An 18,648-nucleotide genomic window follows, 5' to 3' on the forward strand; every position below is an offset into this window, starting at 1 on the left:
TGCTCATGAACCCCGACACCGTCGTCATCACCGACTGCGACCTCCCGGGCACCGCCTGCGAAGACACCGTCACGGCCGCCGGCCTCGGTGTCGTGCGCGGGGCGGCCCGTAGCGAGGACGCCGTCATCGACCTCGTCCGCGACGCCGCGGCCGCAGGCGCGACCCCGTCCGCCCTGGTCGTCCAGTGGGCGCCCCTGACCGCCCGAGTCCTCGACGAGATCGAGGGCGTCCGCTTCATCAGCCGCATGGGCATCGGCTACGACATGGTCGACGTCGCCGCTGCGACCGAGCGCGGGATCGCCGTCGCGAACACCCCGACCTACTGCATCGAGGAGGTCGCGTCCCACACGGTCGCGATGGTCCTCGGGCTGAGCCGAGGGCTGGTCAGCTACGACCGTGCCGTGCGCAGCGGGGTCTGGGCAGCGACCGCCCCGCGACCCATGGCCGCGCGCCTGTCCGCGACCACGGTCTCGGTCATCGGCTACGGCCGGATCGGCTCGCTCGTGGCGCGCAGCTGCGCGGCGCTCGGCTACCGCGTCCTGGTCCACGACCCGTTCGTGCCCGACGTCGACGTCGCCGCGGCCGGCTACCTGCCGGTATCGCGCGAGCAGGCCATCGCCGAGGCCGACGTGCTGAGCCTGCACGCCCCGCTCAGCGAGGCCACGCGGCACCTGCTCGACGCGTCGTCGATCGCGACCATGAAGCCGGGCGCCGTCGTGGTCAACACGTGCCGTGGCCCCCTGATCGACGAGGAGGCGCTGGCCGACGCGCTCGAGGGGGGCCACCTGGGGGCTGCGGCGCTCGACGTGTTCTCGCACGAGCCGCTGCCCGCGGACTCACGCCTGCGCACGCTCGACCAGGTGCTGCTGAGCCCGCACGCCGCCTGGTTCTCGCCCGAGGCCATGGCCGACCTGCCCGTGCACACCGCGCAGAACGCGATCGAGTTCCTCGCGGGCCGTCCCGTCGGCTCGATCGTCAACCCGGACTACGCGCGCGCCCTGGCACGCTGACGTCCTGTTTCATCCCTGAAGACGACCTCCTGGAGCACCCCGTGCAGCACGTGCAGCTCATGCGCCTCGGCCTCCCCGGCCACGAACGTCCCGTCGTCCGCACCGCGGACGGCACCACCTACTCGCTCGACTCCTTGACCCGCGACGTCGACGGCGAGTTCCTCGCGGCCGACGGGATCGCGCGCACCCGGGCCGCCCTCGAGGCGGGCGAGCTGCCCGTGGTCGTGGACGCCGACGCGCTGCGGGTCGGGGCCCCGGTCGCCCGGCCCACGGCCGTGGTGTGCATCGGCATGAACTACGCCGCGCACGCGGCGGAGTCCGGCTCCGAGCCGCCGACCGTCCCGATCATCTTCTGGAAGCACTCCAACACCGTGGTCGGCCCCGACGACGACGTGCTGCTGCCCCCAGGGGCCCAGAAGGTCGACTGGGAGGTCGAGCTCGCGATCGTCATCGGGAAGAAGGCCCGATACCTCGCCTCGCCCGCGGAGTCCGCGGCGCACGTCGCCGGGTACACGGTGTCCAACGACGTGTCCGAGCGCGACTACCAGATGGCCGTCTCGGGCGGTCAGTGGTCCAAGGGCAAGAGCTGCGAGACCTTCAACCCGATGGGTCCCGCTCTCGTCCCGGCCGACCAGGTCGACGCCACGAACCTGCGCCTGCGCTCGTGGGTCAACGGCGAGGTCCGCCAGGACTCGTCGACGGCCGACATGATCTTCGACGTCGACTTCCTCGTGTGGCACCTGTCGCAGTACATGGTGCTCGAGCCGGGGGACGTCATCAACACCGGGACGCCGCAGGGGGTCGCGCTCTCGGGCCGCTTCCCCTACCTGGTCGACGGCGACGCCATGGCCGTCGAGATCGAGGGCCTGGGCCGCTGCGAGCAGAAGGTCCGCGACGCGGTCGTGTGACGACCTGAGGCTCGGCCGTGCGTCCGTCACCGGTCGCCCGGGCGTGCTCTGCGCAGCGAGGCGGGAGAGGTGCCGGCGTCCACCGGCCCCTCTCCCGCCTCGCTGCGCAGGGCGCCGCGTGCCTACCCCGCGAAGGGCAGGACCGGCAGCCCCTCGACCCCGGGCACCACGCGGAACACCGACCCCGCGTCGAGCTCGGGCTCGAACGGCTCGCCGATCATGAGCCGCGAGGTGGTGATGTACAGCTCGTCGAGGTCCACGCCGCCGAACGTGCACGCCGTGACGTGCGAGGCGGGCAGCTCGACGATCTCGGTCAACGAGCCGTCCGGGGCGTAGCGGCGCACCGCGCTGCCGCCCCACAGCGCGACCCACACGCCGCCCTCGGCGTCGACCGTGAGCCCGTCGGGCAGCCCGTCCTCGCGCGGGATCTCGACCAGTGCCCGACGGTTCGCGAGCGGCTCGTCCGCGCCCGGGTCGTAGTCGAACACGTCGACGCGGCACGTGAGCGTGTCCACGTAGTACGCGAGCGTCCCGTCGGGGGAGAAGCCCAGCCCGTTCGAGCACGTGACGCCCGACAGCACGAGGCGAGCGGCGCCGTCGGGCTCGACGCGGTACAGGGCGCCTGCGCCCGCGCGGTCGTCGAACGGCATGGACCCCGCGTAGAACGCGCCGTCCGGGGTCGCCGAGCCGTCGTTGAGGCGGACCGTCGGGTCGCTCCACAGCTCGGGGAAGGGGCGCACGGGGGAGTCGGGGGACTCGTCGTCCACGAGCGCGAGCCCACGCTCCAGCCCGACGACGTAGCCTCCCCGGGAGCGAGGGCGCACCATGGTCGCGTAGTCGCCCACGTGGCGTCGGGCCACGGTGGCGTCGGGCTGGAGGGTCAGGAGGTCGCCGGCCATCATGTCGACGAACCGCAGCCCGCCCCAGGTCGGGGACCACACAGGCCCCTCGCCGTGGTGGGCGACGGGACCGGTGATGTTCTCGGCACGCATGGGGCTATTGTCCCGGACCCGGGAACCGGTGCAGGACGGGCTGCGTCGGCTCCTGCGCCAGAGCCGTCGGACGATGCCGTGAACCGAGCGCGGCGACGTACCCGGGGACGGGTGTGATCGACCCGGGCGGTCCGCTCGGCAGCGCACCGGTGCTCTGCCCAGGGGCGTCGGGAGTAGCCTTGAGCCCATGACAACGCGCAACTGGTGGTGGCTGCCCTCGCAGCCGTGACCAGTCGTGTCCCCGAGCTGCCCTGCGTGCAGCCCGGGTCGGCCCTCCGTCGCCTCCGGCGAGCGAGGGCGGCTCCTGAACCAAGGAGCATCATGACCCTCACCACCGCGACCCACGCCGCAGCCACGACCCCTGCCCAGGGGACCCGTCCGCCCGAGGCGGGCTCCGCCGTCGGGACCCTCGACGCGGCCCGTGCCCGCAGCCTCGAGGTCGAGGCGCGGATCGCTGCGAACCCCGCGGAGTTCCGCGTCCTGACGGGCGAGCGACCGACGGGAGCGCTGCACATCGGGCACTACTTCGGGACCATCGCGAACCGCGTGCGGCTCCAGCAGGCAGGCGTCGAGGTCTTCCTGATCCTCGCCGACTACCAGGTCATCACCGACCGCGACGAGGCCGGAGACCTGCGCGGGACGGTGCGCGAGATCCTGCTCGACTACCTGGCGGCCGGGATCGACCCGGACCGGACCACGGTCTTCGCGCACAGCGCCGTCCCCGCGCTCAACCAGCTCCTGCTGCCGTTCCTGAGCCTCGTGAGCGTCGCCGAGCTCGACCGCAACCCGACCGTCAAGGCCGAGACCGCGGCCACGGGCGGGCGGGCCATGAGCGGGCTCATGCTGACCTACCCCGTGCACCAGGCCGCCGACATCCTGTTCTGCCACGGCAACCTCGTGCCCGTGGGGCAGGACCAGCTGCCGCACCTCGAGATGACGCGTACCGTCGCGCGACGCTTCAACCAGCGGTACGCCGCCGCTAACCCGTACTTCCCCGAGCCCGACGCGCTGCTCGCGCCCTCGCCCACGATCCTCGGGACCGACGGGACCAAGATGAGCAAGAGCCGCGGGAACACGCTGCCGCTCGGGGCGAGCGAGGACGAGACGGCCCGGTGGGTCAAGCGGGCCAAGACCGACGCGGAGCGGGTCATCACCTACGAGCCCGACGCCCGGCCCGAGGTCGCCAACCTCCTGACGATCGCGTCGCTGTGCACGGGGCGCACCCCCGAGCAGATCGCCGACGAGATCGGGTCCGCGGGGGCCGGGAGGCTCAAGGTGCTCGTGACCGAGGCGCTCGTCGAGCACCTGCGCCCGATCCGCGCGCGGCGTGCGGCGCTCGCGGCGGGCGACGGACCCGACGTGCTCGACATCCTCGCGCGCGGCAACGCGCGGGCCAACGAGATCGCCGACCGCACGCTCGAGGACGTGTGCGGGCTCATGGGCATGGTCTACCGCCGAGGGTGACGCGTGCTCCGGCCGAGGGTGACGTGAGGGCCCGCCGACGGTGACCAGTCCGCCCGCCGAGGGGACATCAGGTGTCACCGTCGGCGGCCGGGTGCGTCACCGTCGGCGGGCGGGGTGGTCACCCTCGGCGAGGAGGGGCCCTTCTCGCCCGGGTCCGCGTCTCGCACCGGTCCGCGTCCTCACACGAGTCCGAGGCTCACTCGGCCCCGAGCCGCGACCGCAGACGCGCCAGCTGTGCCCACAGCTGGTCCGGGACCCGGTCGCCGAACGTGTCGAAGAACTCGCTCGTGAGCTCGGTCTCCGCGAGCCACGACGCGGCGTCGACCTCGAACAGCGCCTCGAGGGCGCCCTGCGGGAGGTCGAGCCCGTCGACGTCCAGCGCACCCTCGGCAGGCAGGAGCCCGACGGCGCTCGTCACCGCACCCGCGTCAGTCCGCAGGCCGCGGGACCGGTCGACCTGCTGGGCGATCCACTCGACGACGCGCGAGTTCTCCCCGAACCCGGGCCACAGGAACGAGCCGTCGGCCCCCTTGCGGAACCAGTTGACCTGGAAGATCTTGGGTCGCTTGGCCGGGTCGAGCCCTGCCCCGACGCTCAGCCAGTGGGCCCAGTGGTCCGCCATGTTGTACCCGCAGAACGGCAGCATCGCGAAGGGGTCGCGGCGCAGCTCGCCCAGCGCGCCCTCGGCCGCGGCGGTGCGCTCGGACGAGATGGTGGCCCCCATGAACACGCCGTGCTCCCAGCTGTAGGCCTGGGCGACGAGCGGCACGTTGGTCGCGCGGCGCCCGCCGAAGACGATCGCGTCGATCGGGACGCCCGCCGGGTCCTCCCAGGTGTCGGCGATCGTGGGGCACTGGGCGGCTGCGACCGTGAACCGGGAGTTGGGGTGCGCGGCGGGCGTGCCTGCGGCCCCGTCGGCGGGCGTCCAGTCGTCACCGCGCCAGTCGATCAGGTGCTCGGGGGCCTCGGGGGTGAGCCCCTCCCACCAGACGTCGCCGTCGTCGGTCAGGGCGACGTTGGTGAAGATCGTGTCGCGGGCGAACGTCGCGACCGCGACCGGGTTGGTGTCGATGCCCGTGCCGGGCGCGACGCCGAAGAACCCTGCCTCGGGGTTGATCGCGCGCAGCGTCCCGTCCGGACCGGGGCGGAGCCACGCGATGTCGTCGCCGATGGTCTCGACCTTCCACCCCGGGACGGTCGGCTGGAGCATCGCGAGGTTCGTCTTGCCGCACGCCGAGGGGAACGCCGCGGCGAGGTGGTAGGCGCGCCCCTCGGGCGACGTGGCCCGGATGAGCAGCATGTGCTCGGCGAGCCAGCCCTCGTCGCGTGCCATGGCCGAGGCGATGCGCAGCGCGAAGCACTTCTTGCCGAGCAGGGCGTTGCCGCCGTACCCGGAGCCGTACGACCAGATCTCCCGGGTCTCGGGGAAGTGCGCGATGTACTTGGTGTCGTTGCAGGGCCACGCGACGTCCTCGTGGAGGTCGACCGAACCGTCGGGGCGGTCGACCACGAGCGGCGCGCCCACCGAGTGGACGGCCGGCACGAAGGGCGCGCCCGCGTCGATCAGGGCCAGGACGTCGCTGCCGACCCGCGTCATGACGCCCATGCTCACCACGACGTACGGGGAGTCGGTGACCTGGATGCCGACCTGCGAGATGGGGCCGCCGACCGGTCCCATCGAGAACGGCACGACGTACATGGTCCGACCCCGCATCGAGCCGTCGAACACCCCGCGCAGCTCGGCGCGCATGACGTCGGGCTCGCGCCAGTTGTTGGTGGGCCCCGCGTCGGCCTCGTCCTGCGAGCAGATGAACGTGCGGGACTCGACGCGGGCCACGTCGCTCGGGTTGGACCGGGCGAGGTAGCTGCCCGGTCGCAGCTCGGGGTCGAGCGGCAGGAGCGTGCCCGCGTCGACCATGAGGTCGATCAGCCGCTGCTTCTCGGCCGCGGACCCGTCGCACCACACGACCGAGTCGGGCTCGGTCAGGTCGGCGATCTCGCGGACCCAGGCGCGCCGGTCGCGGTCCGCACCGACGGCGGATCGGGCACCGGGGCCGAACGCCGCACCGGCCAGGGGCGTGGCGAGCACGTCGGGCAGCTCCTCGGCGAGGGCGGCGAGGTGGGTGCGGCGAGGGTTGGCGGTCACGGTCATGATCGGGTCTCCGGTCCTGGGCGGGGGCGTTCGCCCGGTGGGCGTGTGTCCTGCTGTTTCCACCTTCGACCCGGAACGGCGCAGTTTTCCACCCAGAACGCTGTCAAGAATTGCGGTTCTTGACATAGAGTCAAGGAATGGCCGTCGACGAAGACCGCAAGATCCCCACGACCCCCGAGGTCCTGGCTCCCGCGACCACCGACCTCATCACGCTGGGCCGCCGGATCCGCTGGTTCCGGACCGGTCGGGAGCTCACCCTCGACGCCCTCGGTGCGCAGGTGGGGACCACCGCGAGCCTCCTGTCGCTCATCGAGAACGGCAAGCGCGAACCCCGGCTCTCGCTGCTCCAGGCGCTCGCGGGCGCGCTCGACGTCACGGTGACGGACCTGCTCGCGGACGAGCCGCCGTCGCGCCGGGCCGCGCTCGAGATCGAGCTGGACCGCGCCCAGCGCGGCCCCCTCTTCGCGACCCTGGGGCTGCCGTCGGTCAAGGCCTCCCAGAAGCTGCCCATGCCGGTCCTGGAGAACCTCGTGGGGCTGCACGGCGAGCTCGCCCGGCGCGCGTCGGAGGCCATCGCGACGCCCGAGGAGGCGCGCCGCGCCAACACCGAGCTGCGCCTCGAGCGCCAGTCGCGCAACAACTACATCCCCGAGCTCGAGGACCTCGCCGAGGAGATGACGCGCCGGGCCGGCTACCGCGTGGGTGCGCTCACCCACCGCACCGTTGCTCGCATGGCCGAGCAGCTCGGCTTCACGCTGCTCCACGTCGACGACCTGCCGCACTCGACCCGCACCGTCACGGACCTGCGCAACGGCCGCATCTACCTGCCGCCGGCCTCGATCCCCGGGAGCCACGGCCTGCGCTCGCTCGGTCTGCAGGCCATCGCGCACCGCGTGCTCGGGCACCAGCGGCCCACGTCGTACGCGCACTTCCTGCGCCAGCGCGTCGAGATCACCTACTTCGCGGCGTGCTGCCTCATGCCCCAGTCCGCAGCGGTCGAGTTCCTCGAGCAGCGCAAGAAGGAGAAGGACCTCGCGGTCGAGGACTTCCGCGACGCGTTCGGCGTCTCGCACGAGGCCGCGTCGCAGCGCTTCACGAACCTCGCGACGTCGCGCCTGGGCATCCCCGTGCACTTCATGCGCGTGGGCGACGACGGCGCGCTCTACCGCGGCTACGCGAACGACGGTCTGCCGTTCCCGGCCGACGTCACGGGGGCCATCGAGGGGCAGCTGGTCTGCCGCCGGTGGGCGGCACGCGAGGCCTTCGCGCGCCGCGACCGGGCGACCGAGTCCTACCAGTACACGGACACCCCGGCGGGCACGTTCTGGTGCAGCACGCAGACGGGCACGACGACGATGGGCGAGTTCTCGATCACGGTCGGGGTCCCGTTCGCCTCGGCCAAGTGGTTCCGGGGACGCGAGACGACCGCGCGGCGCGCCTCGACCTGCCCCGACGAGGCCTGCTGCCGCCGGCCCCAGGCCCAGCTCGCGCGCCGCTGGGAGGACGTCGCGTGGCCCAGCGCGCGCATGCACCAGCACGTGCTGTCGGCCCTGCCCTCGGGGTCGTTCCCCGGGGTCGACGCCTCGGAGGTCTACGCGTTCCTCGAGAAGCACGCGCCGACGCCCGGCGCGGAGTGAGGTGGGCCGGGCCGGCGCTCGCCCTGCCTGCCCTGGCCCGCCCACGTCGCGCCCGCCTCGCTGACGGCGTCGCACGCCGTCACACGTCGCGCAGCGGCCCGCCCTGCTGGTCGACGAGCGGCAGCAGCCGCTCCAGGACGTCGCCCGTGCGCAGCCCGTCGTGCTCGAACTCGTTCGTGACGAGCGCCTGCACGTTCCCGACGCGCGAGGCCGTGTTCAGCGACAGGTGGGCGTCGACGAACATGTCGTCGTAGTAGACGGCCGCAGCGACCGGGACCTCGTTGGCCGCGAGCACGTCCAGGTCGTACAGCACGGTCCACTCCTCGCGGCGGGCCAGCTCCTCGGCCGCCCCGCGGAACGCGCGGAGCCCCGCGATCTCCTCGAACATCCAGGGGTAGATCATCTCGCCCGTGAAGAGCAGCGGCCGGGCCTCGGGGGAGAACTCCGGGTGCTCGGCGCGGACCCTCTCGGCGGCCCAGCCCGTGGCCCCGTGCCCCGAGGCGTAGATCGACTCGTGCAGCACCGCGTACAGCGGGTTCGTCCAGTACGAGGTCAGGTCCCGGACCTCGCTGAGGAACGTGTCGCTCAGGTCCTCGTCGTCGTGGTCGAACGCCTCGTCGAGCAGCCAGTGGACACGCTCGAAGCCCGGCTTCATGCCGAAGTCCATACCGAGCGTCTGGAGGCGTCGCACCGAGAGCGTGTCGCCGTCGGGCAGCGTGACGTCCCCCACCGCGATCCTGTCCGCGATGCGCGCGAGGCGTGCGACGTCGTCGGGGAAGCGCGACGCGAAGCGAGCGTTCTTGGCCGCGGTGCGCGGGTAGGTGCGGCGGTAGACCTCGGTCGCGTCGGCCTCGAGGCCTGCGAGCCCGCCCGTGACGTAGCAGGCCGAGAGGCCCTCGGCGGCGCGTGACAGGTACGTGAGCGTGAGGAAGCCGCCGTAGCTCTGCCCGAGCGACTCCCAGCGGCGACCGCCGAACAGCGTGCGGCGCACGTGCTCGGCGTCGGCCACGATCGAGTCCGCGCGGAAGTGCGAGAGGTACTCGGCCTGCGCGGCCGCGTCGCCGATCGCTGTCAGGTGGCGCCCGCGCACGGCCGAGCTGCGGCCCGTGCCGCGCTGGTCGAGCAGGATCACGCGGTGCGTCGCGAGCATGGTCCCGACCCACCCCTCGGGCCCGGTGGGCCGTGGCCCCTTGCCGCCCGGGCCGCCCTGGAGGAACACGAGCAGGGGCAGGTCCTCGCGCCGCCGGACCGGGTCGACCAGCTCGCGCACGAAGACCGTGATCCGGCGCGAGTCGGTCTCGTCGAACCAGTCGAGGGGGACCTCGACCACGTGGTCGGTGACGTGCATCCCGGGGATCGTGCAGCTCACGGAGGTCATGGCGACGAGCCTATCGAGCGCGAGCCGGTCCTGGAGGCTGGGTGTGTCGGAGGCGATCCGTAGCGTGCGACCTCAGGATCGAGAAGGAGGAAGGCATGAGCTACGACATCGCCGTGTTCGCCACGGAGACCGTGGACGACGACGGGTTCGAGGCATGGTTCGAGGAGCAGGCCGAGTGGGGTGAGGACCACGACTACACGGACCCCGCGGTCACGTCCGTCGCCCTCCGGACGTTCTACGACGCGCTGGCCCAGGAGTTCCCACCGATGAACGGACCGGACGCCGACGAGGACGTCGACGATCCCCGCCTGGCCGACTACTCGATCGGGCGCGAGCTGCTCTACGTCGCGTTCGGCTGGTCCCAGGCACGCGCGGCGCAGGCGGCGTGCCTGCGCATCGCTGCGGTGACCGGGGTCGCGGTCGGCCTCGTGAGCGACGACGGGCGCATCGTCCGACCGGGCGACACGCCGGAGCCGGTCGGTCCCTGACACGCCGGAGCCGGCGTGACCTGTGAGGTCACGCCGGCTCCGGCGAGGCTGCGAGAAGGACTACTTCTCGACGTCCTCGTCGACCCAGTCGAGGGTCTTGCTCACGGCCTTCTTCCAGTTGCGGTAGAGGCGCTCGCGCTCGCCCTCGTCCATCGACGGGCTCCAGCGCTTGTCCTCGGCCCAGTTGGCGATGACGTCCTGCTCGCCCTGCCAGAACCCGACCGCGATGCCCGCGGCGTACGCGGCACCGAGCGCCGTCGTCTCCGCGACCTTGGGCCGCACGACGTCCACGCCGAGCTGGTCCGCCTGGAACTGCATGAGCAGCTCGTTCTGCACCATGCCGCCGTCGACGCGCAGCTCGGTGAGGTCGACGCCCGAGTCCGCGTTCATGGCGTCCAGGACCTCGCGGGTCTGGAACGCGACGGCCTCGAGCGCGGCGCGCGCGATGTGGTTCTTGTTGACGTAGCGCGTGAGGCCCACGAGCGCGCCACGGGCGTCGGAGCGCCAGTGCGGTGCGAACAGACCCGAGAACGCGGGCACGAAGTACGCGCCACCGTTGTCGTCGACCTTGCGGGCGAGCCACTCGACGTCGGGCGCGTCCGAGAACATGCCCAGGTTGTCGCGCAGCCACTGGATGAGCGAGCCCGTGACGGCGATCGAGCCCTCGAGCGCGTAGCGGGCCGGCTGGTCGCCGATCTTGTAGCAGACCGTGGTCAGCAGGCCGTTCTCGCTCATGACCTTCTCGGTGCCCGTGTTGAGCAGCATGAAGTTGCCCGTGCCGTACGTGTTCTTGGCCTGCCCGACCTCGAAGCACGCCTGGCCGAACGTCGCGGCCTGCTGGTCGCCCAGGATGCCCGCGATCGGGACGCCGGGGAGGAGCCCGCCGGGGCGACCCTTCCCGTAGACCTCGGAGGACGACTTGATCTCCGGGAGCATCGAGAGGGGGATGCCCATGTCGGCCGCGATGTCCTCGCGCCAGCTCAGGGTGTCGAGGTCCATGAGCATGGTGCGCGACGCGTTGGTCACGTCGGTGACGTGCACGCCGCCGTCGACGCCGCCCGTCATGTTCCACAGGACCCAGGTGTCGGTGTTGCCGAACACGAGGTCGCCGGCGTCGGCCGCCTCGCGGGCGCCCTCGACGTTGTCGAGGATCCACTTGACCTTGGGACCGGAGAAGTACGTCGCGAGGGGCAGGCCGACGATCGCCTTGTACTTCTCGGGGCCTGCCTCGCCGCCGAGCTCGTCGACGATCTTCTGGGTCCGGGTGTCCTGCCAGACGATCGCGTTGTAGACGGGCTTGCCCGTCTTGCGGTTCCACACGACCGCGGTCTCGCGCTGGTTGGTGATGCCGACCGCGGCGATGTCGGTGTAGGTCACGTTCGCGCGGGTCAGTGCGAGACCCACGGCCTCGCGCACGTTGTTCCAGATCTGCTCGGGGTTGTGCTCGACCCAGCCGGCCCGCGGGAAGATCTGGTCGTGCTCGAGCTGGCCGGAGGAGACGATCTCCCCGGAGTGGTTGAAGACGATGGCCCGGGAGCTGGTGGTTCCCTGGTCGATGGCGAGAACGTAGTCGGCCATGGTGTGTCAGTCCTTCACGTCGGTGTGGTTGAGCGGGTGCCGCGCTGCGCGGCGGGAGTTCACGAAGGGTCGCCGTGCCCGACGGCGGGTGGTCGCGTGACCGGGGCGGGTCGCCCCGTCCCGGTCACGCGGAGGGAGCAGGTCAGCCCCAGGCTGCCCCGAGGAGGCCGGCGAGCACGCCGCCGACGAGGGGACCGGCGACCGGGACCCACGAGTAGGCCCAGTCGCTCGAACCCTTGCCCTTGATGGGCAGGAGGGCGTGGGCGATGCGCGGGCCGAGGTCACGAGCAGGGTTGATCGCGTACCCGGTGGGACCACCGAGGGACGCACCGATACCGACCACGACCAGCGCGACCGCGAGCGGGCCGAGGCCCGAGGGGGTGTTGCCGGACGCCACGACGAAGAACACGAGCACGAAGGTCGCGATGACCTCGGTGATGAAGTTCCAGCCGTAGGAGCGGAGCTCGGGGCCGGTCGAGAAGACCGCGAGCTTGGTCGCGGCGGGAGCGTCCTCGTCGAAGTGCTTCTTGTAGGCGATGAACGCGAGCACGGCACCGACGATCGCACCGATCATCTGCGCGCCGAAGTACATGAACATGTTGCTCACGGTCGGCTCGATCGTCGCGGTGACCATCCCCTCGGGGCCGGTGACCGAGTAGAAGGGGCGGTCCGCGGTGAACAGACCGATGGTCACGGCCGGGTTGAGGTGAGCCCCCGACTTGTAGGCGACGTAGACACCGGTGAAGACGGCAAGGCCCCATCCGAAGTTGATGAGGAGCCAGCCGCCGTTGAAGCCCTTGGTCTTGGGGAGGATCACGTTGGCTACGACGCCGGCGCCCATCAGGATCAGGGTCGCGGTGCCGAGTATCTCGGACCAGAAGGCGTTGAGGAGGAGTGTGTCCATCAGCTTCTCTCTTTCTTGGTGGACTTCGTTGTCGCAACCACCCCGGCGCATCCGTGCGGCGGGGCCCCGGTGTGCGCCGCGAGGTGCGCACCCGTGAGGTTGAGGGTGTGCCGGCCCCGACGTCGCCCGGCGCGAGCCGAGCGGGCCGGGGACCGGCGGATGAAGTTGTTCTCGGGGAGCCCGGGGCTCCGGTGGTCAGGAAGGCAGGTGCGTCAGGAGGCGTCGAGCGGCTTGAGCGGTGCGACGTCGTCTGCTGCGAGGCGCGTGCGCTCGGCCGTGGCGTCGTCGGGCTCCTGCTCGGCGGCCTCCTCGGCTCCGGCGCGTGCCGTGTAGGAAGCGATCTCCGCGGCCTTCTGCTCGTCGGTCCAGCCGAGGAGCGGGGCGGCGATGTCGGCGATCTCGGGGAGTGCGCCGAGACCGCGGTCGAGCACCTCGTAGTTCAGGCGCGTGCGGTGCAGCAGGAGGTCCTCCAGGTGGAGGGCGCCCTCGTGGCTCACGCCGTAGCTGATCTCGGCGCGCAGGTACGCGGGCGCGTGCTCGAGCGGCTTGGCGAGCGAGGGGTCGGCCTGGCACAGCGCGACGATGTCGCGCAGGTTCGAGCCGTAGCGGTGGAGCAGGTGGTCGACCATCTGCGGGGTCCAGCCGAACTTCGAGGCCCACGGCCGCGCCTGGCGCCGGACCGCGTCGAGGCCGACCGCACCGAGCAGCGGGATCTTGTCCGTGATCGACGGCAGGGCCGCGGCACGCTGGCCGATCGCGAAGTCGACCGCGTCCTTGGCCATGACCCGGTACGTCGTGAGCTTGCCGCCCGCGATGACCGTGAGACCCGGGGTGGGGGAGGCCGTGGTGTGCTCGCGAGAGACCTTGGCCGAGCTGGTGCCCTCCTTGGTGCCGGGCTGGAGCAGCGGGCGCAGGCCCGCGTAGGTCCCGATGATGTCGTCGCGCGTCAGGGGCTGGGCGAGGACCGCGTTCGCGTGCTCGAGGATGTACTCGATGTCCGCGGACGTGGCGACCGGGTGCGTGAGCTCCTGCTCCCAGGGGGTGTCGGTCGTGCCGATGACCCAGTAGCGGGACCACGGGATGATGAAGAGGACCGACTTCTCGGTCTGCAGGATCAGGCCGACCTGGCCCTTGATGCGCTCGCGCGGGACGACGATGTGGACGCCCTTCGAGGCCAGGACGCGCAGCCCGCCGTCGGTGCCGGCGAGGGCCTCGGTGTCCTCGGTCCACACGCCCGTCGCGTTGATGACGGCGCGGGCGCGGACCGTGATGCGCCTGCCCGTCTCGAGGTCCTCGAGGATCGCGCCGTTGACCGCGCCCGTCGAGCCCTTGGTCAGCTCGACGACCTGGGTCCGGGACGCGGCGTGTGCCCCGTAGGAGGCCGCGGTGCGGATCAGGGTGGAGACCAGGCGTGCGTCGTCGACCGAGGCGTCCCAGTACTGGACGGCACCGATCGCGGCGTCGTGCGCGAGGTCGGGGAACTTGCGCTCCATCTGCTTGCGCGAGAGGTGGCGGTGCAGCGGCAGCGCCCGCTTGCCGGGGGCCATGCTCGCGAGCGTGTCGTACAGCGCGATCCCGGCGCCGACGTAGGCACGCTCCCACACGCGGTGCTCGAGCGGGTACAGGAACGGGACGGGGCGCACGAGGTGCGGCGCGAGGTCCTTGATGAGCAGGTCGCGCTCGGTCAGCGCCTCGTGGACCAGGTGGAAGTCGAGCATCTGCAGGTAGCGCAACCCGCCGTGGACCAGCTTGCTCGACCGGCTCGACGTCCCGGAGGCCCAGTCCTGGGCCTCGACGATCGCGGTCGAGAGGCCACGGGTCACGGAGTCGAGGGCGATGCCCGCTCCGGTCACGCCTCCGCCGATCACGAGGACGTCAAGCTCCTGGTCCGCACTGGTGCTCGCCTCGAGCGCTGACAGCGCCTGCTGGCGAGACTCTGCGGTGAGTCTGCTGGAAGTCATCCGATGGCCTTCTCTCGTCGTCGAACTGGTGCATCCCGAGGGACACAGCGGGAACTACGTCTCACTGTGACGTTCCCACGGGTGTGCGTCCCGCGCTAGCGGTACGACCCGGTCCCCGTGCGGGCACCGTTCCGTGGCACAGCGCTGTCGAAATGCCGCTGCACGTATTAACGTCAACATGTCAGGAACGTTCGCGCAAGCGCAGTGCACAAACGTGCAACAGTGGTGGGAGACCGGCAGATGGCGGATCGGGAGCAGGACGTCCTGCGGGCGGCCTCGATGTACTACCTCCAGGACATGAAGATGGAGGCGATCGCGAAGCACCTGAGGACCTCGCGGTCGACGGTCTCGCGGCTGGTCAAGAAGGCCCGTGAGACAGGTCTGGTGGAGATCACGCTCCGGCCAACGCAGAGTCGGGCGCCGGGGCTGGGCGCGCACATCTCGGCCACGTACGGCATCGACGCCTACGTCGTGCCCGTCCCAGACTCGACGCAGCAGGTCGACCGGCTCGACCAGGTCGCCCTGACGACCGCACGGCTGCTCGGCTCGTGGTTCGACTCCGACATGATTCTCGGCATCGCGTGGGGCACGACGCTCGCGGCGATCTCCCGGCACCTGAGCCGCAAGCCGACCCGAGGGTCCGCCGTCGTGCAGCTCAACGGGGCCGCGAACACCCGGACCTCCGGGGTGCACTACGCGGGTGACCTGATCGCCGGGTTCGGCGAGGCGTTCGACGCGCACGTGCACCATTTCCCAGTCCCCGCGTTCTTCGACTACGCCGAGACCAAGCAGGCGATGTGGCGCGAGCGGTCGGTCCGGCGCGTGCTGGACGTCCAGCGGCGGGCCGACGTCGCGCTGTTCTCCGTGGGCGCCGTCTCGGGTGGCGTCCCGAGCCACGTCTACTCGGCGGGCTACCTCGAGCCCGAGGACATCGCGGTGCTCGACGCCGAGGGGGTCGTGGGGGACGTGTGCACGGTGTTCCTGCGGGCCGACGGCACGTACCGTGACATCGCGCTCAACGAGCGCGCCACGGGCCCGGGGCCCGACGAGCTCCGGCGGATCCCGCAGCGCATCTGCGCGGTCGCGGGGGACAACAAGGTCGCGCCACTGCGCGCGGCCCTGCGCGCCGGGGTCGTCACGCACCTGGTCGTCGACGAGATCACGGCGTCGCACCTGATCGAGCAGGAGACGGGGCGGATCGCGGTCGCGCGCACACGCAATGAGAGTATGCATTCGGGTGCATGATTACGCATCGGGCCGCGTCGCGGCGTAGATTGGGCGCGTGACGAGCACCTCGACCCCCACCCTGACGCTCCGCCCTGCCCTCCCGGCGGACGTGCGGGCCATCCGCGGGCTCGTCGAGCCCTACGCGCAGGCCCGCATCCTCCTGGCCAAGGAGATGGTCGGCTACTACGAGGCCGTGCAGGAGTTCGTCGTCGCGGACGTGGGGGAGCCGGGCGCCCCCGAGGTCGTCGGGTGCGGCGCGCTGCACGTCATGTGGGACGACCTCGCCGAGATCCGCACGCTCGCGGTCGACCAGGCCTGGCGCGGCCACAGGGTGGGGCACCAGCTCGTGGTCGAGCTCCTCGACCGCGCCCGCGCCCTGGGGCTCCGACGGGTCTTCTGCCTGACGTTCGAGGTCGACTTCTTCCGCGCGCACGGGTTCGAGGCGATCGACGGGACGCCCGTCTCGCCCGACGTCTACGCCGAGCTCCTGCGCTCGCACGACGACGGCGTGGCCGAGTTCCTCGACCTCGCCCGCGTGAAGCCCAACACGCTCGGCAACACGCGCATGCTCATCACGCTCTGAGGCGCCCCGGGCGTTCGCCGCCCGGAGTTCGTCGTCCGTTGTCCGGCGGGCTCAGGCCGGGAGACGGTAGACGTCGCCGTCCTGCTCGAGCAGCCCGTCCTCGACGAGGCTCGCGACGCACCTCCCGAGCTGGGCGGCGTCCGGCCACAGTCCCGCGACCGCGTCGCGGTGCACCGGACCGTCCGCCGCGCGCAGCGCGCCCATGACCCGGCCCCGCGCCTGCCGGTCGGTGCCCTCCCAGGCCTGGGTGCGCCGTCGGGCAGCGTGCTCGTCCGGCGGGCTGCCCGCCGCACGCCACGCGCACAGGTCCGCGACCGGGCACTCGTCGCAGCGCGGCGAGCGCGCCGTGCACACGAGCGCGCCCAGCTCCATCGAGGCCGCGGCCCACAGGGCCGCGTCGTCGTCCTCGGTCGGCGCGACCAGGGCCGCGAGCCGGCGCTCGGCCGCGGTGTACGACGGCGCAGGCAGCGCCGTCCCCGACACCGCGCGCGCCAGGACGCGCCGCACGTTCGTGTCGACGACGACGGCCCGCCGACCGTGCGCGAACGCCGTCACCGCCGCGGCCGTGTACTCGCCGACGCCCGGAAGCGCGAGCAGCTCGTCCGCGTCCTGCGGGACGCGGCCCCCGTGCCGTTCGACGACGGCGCGCGCACAGTCCTGCAGGCGCAGCGCGCGGCGCGGGTAGCCCAGGCGCCCCCAGGCGCGCAGCACGTCGGCCGTCGAGGCCGCGGCCAGGTCCGCGGGCTCGGGCCAGCGGTCCATCCAGGCGCGCCACGCGGGCTCGACCCGCACCACGGGCGTCTGCTGGAGCATGACCTCGCTGACCAGGACGCCCCAGGGGGAGCAGTCGTCGCGCCGCCACGGCAGGTCGCGGGCGTTCGCAGCGAACCATCGCCCGACGACGTCGCGCAGGTCCGCGTGCGGGTCCGGGGCGGGGAGGCTCGCCAGGGCGGCGCGGGTTCCGGTGCGGGGAGCGGCGGCGTCGAGCGTGGTGGAGGAGAGCGGCATGATCCGACCATTCTCGCCGATGCGCGAGGGCGCGGTGTGGCAGTGACCGAACCGTCCCGCGCGGGACGTACCGTTGCCCCAGCGCGGGAACGCCCCGCGCCGACCGTCGAACGGAGCCGCACGTGAGCACGCCGCGAGGCACCCGGCCACCGACCGGGGCGACCCCGGTCCAGGGGCGCCCGGCCGACGGGGCGGGCGGGACGTCGTCGGGCAGGCCCACCTCCCGGACCCTGAGGGTGCGGCGGGTCGTCGCGCTCGTCCTGCTCGCGGTGATCGTCGTCGGCGTCGTGATGCTCGTCAAGGCGGCGATCGCGTTCGGCACCGGGCTGCTCGCCGACGAGCCCCAGGGCAAGGTGGCACCACCCCCGCCGCAGGCCGTCGCGACCGGCGGCTACAAGAAGTGCGAGGTCAAGGACCTCACGCTCGGGCTCACGGTCTCGAAGGCCTCGTACGCCGACGGCGAGAACCCGTCCTTCTCGCTCACGCTCACGCACGTCGGCCGGCGGCCCTGCTTCGTCGACTCGTCCCCCGCCTCGCTCGAGCTCGTCGTGACCTCGGGCCAGGACCGCATCTGGTCGTCGGTCGACTGCCCGCCCGCCAAGAAGGTGCTGCTCATGGCCCCCGGCGACGCGTATCCCCAGACCGTGGACTGGGCCCGCGTGCGGTCGGCGGCTGAGTGCCCCGCCGACCTGCCGGCACCCGGAGCAGGGGACTACAGCGCGGTCGTCGCGTCGACCGAGGTGGCCGGGCTGACGAGTGCGCCCGTGGTGTTCACGCTCCTCGCGCCGCCACCGCCGCCGGTCGAGACGCCGCCCGCGACCGAGGCGCCCGTCGACGGGGCGGTGCCGCCGGCCGACGGGGCGGTGCCGCCCGCTGAGGGAGACCCGGCTGCTACCGGGGAGACTGCTCCGGCTGACGGGACTGCTCCGGCTGACGGAGCGGTTCCTCCCGCTGACGGGGCGACTCCGTAGCGCTAGGCGGCTCGCGAGCCCACGCCCACGCCCGGGGTGCCGACTGCTGTGCCCCCGTGCGACGCACCCTGCCTGCGACGTCCGCGCTGTCCGCCCGGCCTACGCCACCTGGGCCGTTGCGTTCGATGCTCGGTTGTCAGAGCTGAGCCGGGGTATGCACCGGCTCGCTTCTGACTACTGGTCGGGTGGTCGGGTCCGCGGACTGGCGGCGGGTCGGGGCTGGGGGAGTTGTCAGAACTGGGCCGGGGTATGCACCGGCTCGCTTCTGACAACTGGTCGGGTGGTCGGGTCCGCGGACTGGCGGCGGGTCGGGTCTAGTGGAGTTGTCAGAACTGGGCCGGGGTATGCACCGGCTCGCTTCTGACAACTGGTCGGCTGCGGGCTGCC

The 18,648-nt window shown here is 72.3% G+C and carries 15 protein-coding genes; 8 read left to right on the top strand and 7 right to left on the bottom strand.

Annotated features, from left to right (window positions below; all coding sequences use genetic code 11):
• Positions 1-5 precede the first annotated feature (5 nt).
• Positions 6-1,010, top strand: coding sequence for a C-terminal binding protein (locus tag ACIPWA_RS00640; protein WP_400287696.1), 1,005 nt, complete (start codon positions 6-8; stop codon positions 1,008-1,010).
• Between the two features lie 50 nt (positions 1,011-1,060).
• Positions 1,061-1,918, top strand: coding sequence for a fumarylacetoacetate hydrolase family protein (locus ACIPWA_RS00645; protein ID WP_400288429.1), 858 nt, complete (start codon positions 1,061-1,063; stop codon positions 1,916-1,918).
• A 122-nt stretch (positions 1,919-2,040) separates the two neighbouring features.
• On the opposite strand, the gene ACIPWA_RS00650 is transcribed toward ACIPWA_RS00645, so the two are convergent.
• Complete coding sequence (locus tag ACIPWA_RS00650) at positions 2,041-2,910, bottom strand: SMP-30/gluconolactonase/LRE family protein (RefSeq protein WP_400287698.1); 870 nt, start codon at positions 2,908-2,910, stop codon at positions 2,041-2,043.
• A 321-nt stretch (positions 2,911-3,231) separates the two neighbouring features.
• Here ACIPWA_RS00650 and trpS point away from each other — a divergent pair, with 321 nt between their 5' ends.
• On the top strand, positions 3,232-4,374 hold the full coding sequence (gene trpS / locus ACIPWA_RS00655; RefSeq protein ID WP_400287700.1) for a tryptophan--tRNA ligase: 1,143 nt from the start codon (positions 3,232-3,234) through the stop codon (positions 4,372-4,374).
• Positions 4,375-4,570: 196 nt separating this feature from the next.
• Here the strand turns inward: trpS and ACIPWA_RS00660 are convergent, their stop codons facing one another.
• Positions 4,571-6,526, bottom strand: coding sequence for a phosphoenolpyruvate carboxykinase (GTP) (locus ACIPWA_RS00660; RefSeq protein WP_400287702.1), 1,956 nt, complete (start codon positions 6,524-6,526; stop codon positions 4,571-4,573).
• Between the two features lie 137 nt (positions 6,527-6,663).
• Here ACIPWA_RS00660 and ACIPWA_RS00665 point away from each other — a divergent pair, with 137 nt between their 5' ends.
• Positions 6,664-8,163: a helix-turn-helix domain-containing protein gene (locus tag ACIPWA_RS00665; protein WP_400287704.1), complete on the top strand. Its 1,500-nt coding sequence runs from the start codon at positions 6,664-6,666 to the stop codon at positions 8,161-8,163.
• 79 nt (positions 8,164-8,242) lie between these two features.
• Here the strand turns inward: ACIPWA_RS00665 and ACIPWA_RS00670 are convergent, their stop codons facing one another.
• Positions 8,243-9,541, bottom strand: a complete 1,299-nt coding sequence (locus ACIPWA_RS00670; RefSeq protein WP_400287706.1) for an alpha/beta fold hydrolase — start codon at positions 9,539-9,541, stop codon at positions 8,243-8,245.
• Positions 9,542-9,636: 95 nt separating this feature from the next.
• Here ACIPWA_RS00670 and ACIPWA_RS00675 point away from each other — a divergent pair, with 95 nt between their 5' ends.
• Positions 9,637-10,029, top strand: coding sequence for a hypothetical protein (locus tag ACIPWA_RS00675; RefSeq protein ID WP_400287708.1), 393 nt, complete (start codon positions 9,637-9,639; stop codon positions 10,027-10,029).
• Positions 10,030-10,089: 60 nt separating this feature from the next.
• Here the strand turns inward: ACIPWA_RS00675 and glpK are convergent, their stop codons facing one another.
• The 3 genes from glpK to ACIPWA_RS00690 all read right to left on the bottom strand — a co-directional run bounded on the left by glpK (position 10,090) and on the right by ACIPWA_RS00690 (position 14,472).
• Positions 10,090-11,607: a glycerol kinase GlpK gene (gene glpK, locus ACIPWA_RS00680; protein WP_056649659.1), complete on the bottom strand. Its 1,518-nt coding sequence runs from the start codon at positions 11,605-11,607 to the stop codon at positions 10,090-10,092.
• A gap of 142 nt (positions 11,608-11,749) precedes the next feature.
• Complete coding sequence (locus ACIPWA_RS00685) at positions 11,750-12,511, bottom strand: MIP/aquaporin family protein (protein ID WP_068623731.1); 762 nt, start codon at positions 12,509-12,511, stop codon at positions 11,750-11,752.
• 212 nt (positions 12,512-12,723) lie between these two features.
• The gene (locus ACIPWA_RS00690) at positions 12,724-14,472 is read right to left on the bottom strand and encodes a glycerol-3-phosphate dehydrogenase/oxidase (RefSeq protein ID WP_068623733.1); all 1,749 of its coding nucleotides are present in this window, start codon (positions 14,470-14,472) and stop codon (positions 12,724-12,726) included.
• A gap of 240 nt (positions 14,473-14,712) precedes the next feature.
• On the opposite strand from ACIPWA_RS00690, the gene ACIPWA_RS00695 reads away from it, so the two are divergent.
• The gene (locus tag ACIPWA_RS00695; protein ID WP_056649669.1) at positions 14,713-15,717 is read left to right on the top strand and encodes a sugar-binding transcriptional regulator; all 1,005 of its coding nucleotides are present in this window, start codon (positions 14,713-14,715) and stop codon (positions 15,715-15,717) included.
• Positions 15,718-15,754: 37 nt separating this feature from the next.
• On the top strand, positions 15,755-16,282 hold the full coding sequence (locus ACIPWA_RS00700; RefSeq protein ID WP_056763127.1) for an amino-acid N-acetyltransferase: 528 nt from the start codon (positions 15,755-15,757) through the stop codon (positions 16,280-16,282).
• A 51-nt stretch (positions 16,283-16,333) separates the two neighbouring features.
• Here ACIPWA_RS00700 and ACIPWA_RS00705 read toward each other — a convergent pair whose 3' ends face one another.
• The gene (locus ACIPWA_RS00705) at positions 16,334-17,290 is read right to left on the bottom strand and encodes an HhH-GPD family protein (protein WP_400287712.1); all 957 of its coding nucleotides are present in this window, start codon (positions 17,288-17,290) and stop codon (positions 16,334-16,336) included.
• 122 nt (positions 17,291-17,412) lie between these two features.
• Here ACIPWA_RS00705 and ACIPWA_RS00710 point away from each other — a divergent pair, with 122 nt between their 5' ends.
• The gene (locus ACIPWA_RS00710) at positions 17,413-18,261 is read left to right on the top strand and encodes a hypothetical protein (protein ID WP_400287714.1); all 849 of its coding nucleotides are present in this window, start codon (positions 17,413-17,415) and stop codon (positions 18,259-18,261) included.
• Positions 18,262-18,648 lie beyond the last annotated feature (387 nt).

It is taken from the genome of Oerskovia enterophila, from assembly GCF_044748475.1.
GTDB classification, from domain to species: domain Bacteria; phylum Actinomycetota; class Actinomycetes; order Actinomycetales; family Cellulomonadaceae; genus Oerskovia; species Oerskovia enterophila.